The organism is Thermoflexus sp. (genome assembly GCF_042408365.1).
In the GTDB taxonomy this organism is placed as follows: domain Bacteria; phylum Chloroflexota; class Anaerolineae; order Thermoflexales; family Thermoflexaceae; genus Thermoflexus.
Window position 1 is genome coordinate 1 of record NZ_JBHOQJ010000033.1, and the last position, 5,000, is coordinate 5,000.

Below are 5,000 nucleotides of genomic sequence, written 5' to 3' on the forward strand. Positions count from 1 at the left end.
GGCCGCCTTCGGCGGCCCCCAGCCCCCAAGCTTCCCAAAAATCAAATACGTCCCCCAACCCTCGCAGAGCCTCTAGGTCTATCGGCCTTCAATCTCTTTGTTAAGGGAGGGTTACGATGAGTTCCGAACTGGAGCTTTTGGCGCAAATTGGGCTAAACTTCGAGCTCTCCGAAGAGCATCGCATGTTCCAGCAGGTGGTGCGGGAGTTCGCCCAGAAGGAGATCGCCCCCGTAGCCGCCCATTACGATGAAACCGGCGAGTTCCCATGGGAGACCGTCCGCAAGATGGCCGCTATGGGATTGATGGGCATTGAGGTCCCTGAAGCGTACGGCGGCCAGGGATTGGATGCCATTGCCTCGGCCTTGGCGATGATCGAGATCGCGAAGGCTGACGCCGCCCACAGCACCGTGATGAGCGTCAACAACACCCTGTTCTGCTTCCCCATCCTCACCTTCGGGACCGAGGAGCAGAAGCGCAAATACGTGACCCCCGTGGCGACCGGGCAGGCGATGGGCGCCTATGCCCTCACCGAGCCTCAGTCCGGATCCGATGCCGCCGGCATACGCACCCGGGCGGTGCGCAAGGGGGATGTCTACATCCTCAATGGCCGCAAATCCTGGATCACCAATGGACCGGTTGCTGATTATATCGTTGTCTTCGCTATGACAGATCCTGAGAAAAAACATCATGGCATCAGCGCCTTCATTGTCGAGACCGACCGTCCGGGCTTCAGCCGAGGCAAGAAAGAGGAGAAACTGGGGATCCGAGCCAGCGCTACCTGCGAGATCTATCTGGACAATTACGAGTGCCCAGTTGAAAACCGTCTGGGGGAGGAAGGGGAAGGCTTTAAGATCGCCATGACCACCCTGGACGCCGGGCGGGTGGGGATCGCCGCCCAGGCGGTGGGAATCGCGGAGGCCGCTTATGAAGCCGCACTGGCCTGGGCCAAGCAGCGCGAGGCCTTCGGCCGCAAGATCGGAGAGTTTCAGGCGATCCAGTGGAAGCTGGCCGATATGCGGGTGAAACTGGAGGCGGCCCGGCTGCTCACCCTGCAGGCAGCCTGGAAGCGGGAGCGGGCCAAGCGCACCGGCGAGCGCTATACCCTTGAAGCGGCGATGGCCAAACTGTTCGCCAGCGAGGCCGCTCAATGGATCACCTATGAGGCCATCCAGATCCACGGGGGGATGGGCTACAGCCGTGAGATGCCGGTAGAGCGCTATTTCCGCGATGCGCGCATCACCACAATCTATGAAGGCACCAGTGAGATCCAACGCTTAGTCATCGCTCGCCAAATCCTCGGGTTAAAGACCAGCCTGTGAGAGGGATTGCGATGAAAGCCATCGTCTTCTACCGGCACGGCGATCCGGAGGTCCTGGAGGCGGCGGAGCTGCCTACCCCTCACCCAGGGCCAGGTGAGGTGCGGATCCGGGTGCATGCATGCGCGATGAACCATCTGGACCTGTGGGTGCGGCGGGGGATTCCAGCCCTGCGCCTGGAGATGCCCCATATCCCAGGGTCCGATGTGGCCGGGGTGGTGGATGAGGTGGGGCCGGAGGTCTCCGGGGTTGAGGTAGGGGATCGGGTGGTGGTGAACGCCACCCTCAGCTGTGGGCAGTGCGAGTTCTGCCTGCGAGGGGAAGACAACCGCTGCCGTCAGGGGGGCATCCTGGGCGAGCACGTGCGAGGCGGTTATGCGGAATACGTGGTGGTGCCCGCCCGCAACGTGTTAAAGCTGCCCCCTGGTTTCCCCTTTGAGGAAGCGGCCGCGGCCTCTCTGGTCTTTCTCACCGCGTGGCATATGCTGATTACCCGAGGGAATCTGCGCCCAGGGGAGGATGTGCTCATTGTGGGCGCTGGAGGAGGGGTGAACACCGCAGCGCTTCAAATCGCGAAGCTGGCAGGCGCGCGGGTGATCGTGGTGGCCTCCAACCCTGCGAAGGCCGAACGGGCTCGGGCGTTGGGGGCCGATCATGTCATCGATCGCTCCCAGGAACCGGATTGGTCCCGAGCGGTTTGGCAGTGGACCGGAAAGCGGGGTGTGGATGTGGTGGTGGACAACGTGGGGCAGGCGACGTGGATGAAGAGCATCCGGGCGTTGCGTCCAGGCGGGCGGATGCTGGTGGTGGGGGCGACCTCCGGCCCGAACCCAGAGGATTTCGATATCCGCTATGTGTTCTCACGGCAGATCAGCATCCTGGGCTCCACCATGGGGACCCGATCCGATTTCCGGACGGTGATGGGACTGATCTTCGATGGCCGGTTGCGGCCGGTGATCGATCAAGTATTGCCGTTAACCGAAGAGGGGGCGCGCGAGGGTCACCGCTTGTTGGAGTCCGGGGCGGTGTTCGGTAAGATCGTCTTTCGGGTTGACGCAATCCGATGAGCCGGTGGCGGCGCCTTCTAGGGGCCCTCTGGTTGCTGTATTTCGCTCTACGCAACGCCCTGCGCGCCGGATACTATTTGGGAGCGATCCCTCCGGAGTGGGGGGAGGCGGGAATCCACGGGCCGTGGACCTATCTGGGGATGGCCGCGTTGGTATGGGCGATCGCCTTCGGGGTGGCCTCCGCGCTCTGCTGGTGGCGTGGATCCCAAGGGGCGGGCTGGATCATGGGGGCCATGATCCTATATCAGATCCACCTCTGGATCCACCGCCTGACGCTGATGCCCAGCCCCTTCGTCGCTCAAAGCCACGGGTTCGCGCTGCTGATCAGCCTCCTGACACTCGCCTGGACGGCGTGGCTCATTGGGCTGATCCCTCCGCGTTACCGCGCCAGAGCATAGAACTGGGTTCAACCCCTCTATGTCCGTCTCCTCGTTCGTAGTAAGACGCTTCAGCGCCTGTGGTCTGCCGTTGGGCGCTGATGAAATTAATCTCCACATTCCGTGCTGAGGATATACGGTGGGAAGCGGGGGCTCCACCCCTTTTATCCCCCTCCCCCCGGCCCTTCGGGCCGTGGGGAGGGGGATAAAAGGGGTGGGGGAGTTAATTTTTAAAACCGCATCAGCGCCTGTTGTTGTCGCCTTCGGCGGCCGACAACCCTACATCACGCAAGCCTCAACGGGCAAACACCTCCTCAATCTGATCCAACGCCCAATCCAAGTCTTCCTGCGAGATCACCAGAGGCGGGGCGAACCGCAGGATGTGTTCATGGGTGTCCTTCACCAGGACCCCACGCGCCTTCAGCGCTTCGCAAAAGCGCCGGGCCCCGCCGGCCTCCGGATGAAGTTCAATGCCGATCAGCAAGCCCCGCCCGCGCACTTCCTTAATGTAAGGGCTTTGGATCGTCCGCAAGCGTTTGAAAGCGTGCTCTCCGAGGGTGGCCGCCCGCTCCGGCAGGTTTTCCTCCACGATCACCCGCAGGGCCTCCCGGGCCACCGCCGCCGCCAGCGGGTTGCCGCCGAACGTGCTCCCGTGATCGCCTGGCCGGAACACCCCCAAAACATCCCGTCGGGAGACCACGGCTGAGATCGGCACCACGCCGCCGCCCAGGGCCTTGCCCAGGATCACTATATCCGGTTGGACATCCTCCCACCATGAGGCCAGGAGCTTGCCCGTGCGTCCCAAGCCGGTCTGGATCTCATCGGCGATCAAAAGGACGTTGTGCCGCCGGCAAACCTCAGCAGCCTGGGCCAGATAACCCGGCGGGGGCACCCGCACACCCCCCTCGCCCTGGATGGGCTCCACGAGGAACGCAACCGTGTTCGGTGTGATCGCCCGCTCCAAGGCTTTCACATCCCCATATGGGATGATCACAAAGCCCGGCGTGTAGGGCCCGAAGTCCTCCCGATACTGAGGCACCGTGGAAAAGCTGATGATGGTGGTGGTCCGGCCATGGAAGTTCCCCTCGCACACAACAATCTCCGCCTGATCCCGCGGGACACCCTTCACCCGATAGCCCCACTTCCGAGCGGTTTTGATAGCGGTCTCCACAGCTTCCGCCCCCGTGTTCATCGGCAGAGCCATCTCATACCCTAACAGCTCGCACAGCTCCTTCAGGAAGGGACCAAGCTGATCGTTCCGGAAGGCTCGAGAGGTAAGCGTCACTCGCTGAGCCTGCTCGATCAAGGCCCGGATAATCCGAGGATGTCGGTGGCCCTGATTCAGGGCCGAGTAGCCGCTCAGGGCATCCAGATAACGGCGGCCTTCCACATCATATACCCACGCTCCTTCCGCCCGGGCGATGACCACATCGATGGGCTGATAGTTGGGGGCGCTGTAAGTGTCCTCCATTTCAATGTAATCGATGGAGCGAAGCCTGGTTTGGACCGACATGTTGGCCTCCTTGTAGAGTAGTGTTCCCACGACACCAAATGCCGAAGACACCCAGTCCCCCCGGAATCTCTCCAACGGAAAGATTCCGGGCTGTTTCTCTCGTTCCGGTAATCACCCCTTTCAGCAGCAGCGAGCTTCAAATGCCGAAAATTCAAGGGGGCTACGCGGTGAGGGGAATTGGCCCATCTCCCTCACTCCTCCCTGTGCGGCTTTGCCCTACGAGGTGAGGAATTTGTTTCTTTATAGCCTCCCTCCTCGCGGGTTTCTATGCCGCCTCGCGGCCAAGGCGGGCTATTCAGATCGGTTCTTCATCGCCTTCCCTGGCTCCGAAATGGGCAAAGGGGGTTGTTGATCCACTGAAATCCGCATGGCCTGTCCCAGGGCCTGCTGCACCAGTTCCTCCATCCCCACCCGGGCTTCGATCTCCCGCACCGTCTCCACTGCCGGACGTGTGATCACCTTCGGAGGCAACAGGAACTGACAGCAATCCTCCCCTGGCATGATGGAGAGCGCATAGGTCCCAATCGTGCGTGCCCAGTCGATGATTTCCACCTTGTCCAGCCCGATGAGAGGCCGCAGGATAGGTATGGTGGCAGCGTCCTCAATCGCTGCCAGGCTCTCCAGGGTCTGCGAGGCCACCTGCCCCAAGGAGTCCCCAGTCACCAGGGCCAGCCCACCCTCCTGTCGGGTAAGAGCTTCCGCCACCCGCACCATGAGCCGGCGGTAG

At 62.2% G+C, this 5,000-nt stretch carries 4 protein-coding genes and 1 pseudogene; 3 read left to right on the forward strand and 2 right to left on the reverse strand.

Going from position 1 to position 5,000, the window contains the following annotated elements:
* Positions 1 to 116: 116 nt before the first annotated feature.
* Genes ACFMO5_RS01430 through ACFMO5_RS01440 form a run of 3 tightly spaced genes read left to right on the forward strand, consistent with a single transcriptional unit; the run spans position 117 to position 2,781 of the window.
* Entirely contained in the window at positions 117 to 1,319 is a 1,203-nt protein-coding gene (locus ACFMO5_RS01430; RefSeq protein WP_376790991.1) for an acyl-CoA dehydrogenase, read from the forward strand.
* A gap of 11 nt (positions 1,320 to 1,330) precedes the next feature.
* A complete protein-coding gene (locus tag ACFMO5_RS01435; RefSeq protein ID WP_376790992.1) occupies positions 1,331 to 2,383 on the forward strand; it encodes a zinc-binding dehydrogenase in 1,053 nt (350 codons plus the stop codon).
* A complete protein-coding gene (locus ACFMO5_RS01440; protein ID WP_376790993.1) occupies positions 2,380 to 2,781 on the forward strand; it encodes a hypothetical protein in 402 nt (133 codons plus the stop codon). The genes ACFMO5_RS01435 and ACFMO5_RS01440 overlap by 4 nt, the downstream gene beginning before the upstream one ends.
* A 274-nt stretch (positions 2,782 to 3,055) precedes the next feature.
* Here ACFMO5_RS01440 and rocD read toward each other — a convergent pair whose 3' ends face one another.
* Both rocD and ACFMO5_RS01450 read right to left on the reverse strand, forming a co-directional pair.
* Positions 3,056 to 4,273 carry an ornithine--oxo-acid transaminase gene (gene rocD, locus ACFMO5_RS01445; protein ID WP_376790994.1) on the reverse strand — a complete coding sequence of 406 codons (1,218 nt, stop codon included), beginning with the start codon at positions 4,271 to 4,273 and terminating at the stop codon, positions 3,056 to 3,058.
* A 291-nt stretch (positions 4,274 to 4,564) separates the two neighbouring features.
* Positions 4,565 to 5,000 (reverse strand): annotated as a pseudogene (locus ACFMO5_RS01450) (tRNA 4-thiouridine(8) synthase ThiI); the annotation flags it as partial.

Excerpts from the sequence above, each read along its gene's own strand:
- ACFMO5_RS01430 (WP_376790991.1), top strand. The coding sequence starts at position 117 with ATGAGTTCCGAACTGGAGCTTTTGGCGCAAATTGGGCTAAACTTCGAG.
- ACFMO5_RS01435 (WP_376790992.1), top strand. The coding sequence starts at position 1,331 with ATGAAAGCCATCGTCTTCTACCGGCACGGCGATCCGGAGGTCCTGGAG.
- ACFMO5_RS01440 (WP_376790993.1), top strand. The coding sequence starts at position 2,380 with ATGAGCCGGTGGCGGCGCCTTCTAGGGGCCCTCTGGTTGCTGTATTTC.
- rocD (WP_376790994.1), bottom strand. The coding sequence starts at position 4,273 with ATGTCGGTCCAAACCAGGCTTCGCTCCATCGATTACATTGAAATGGAG.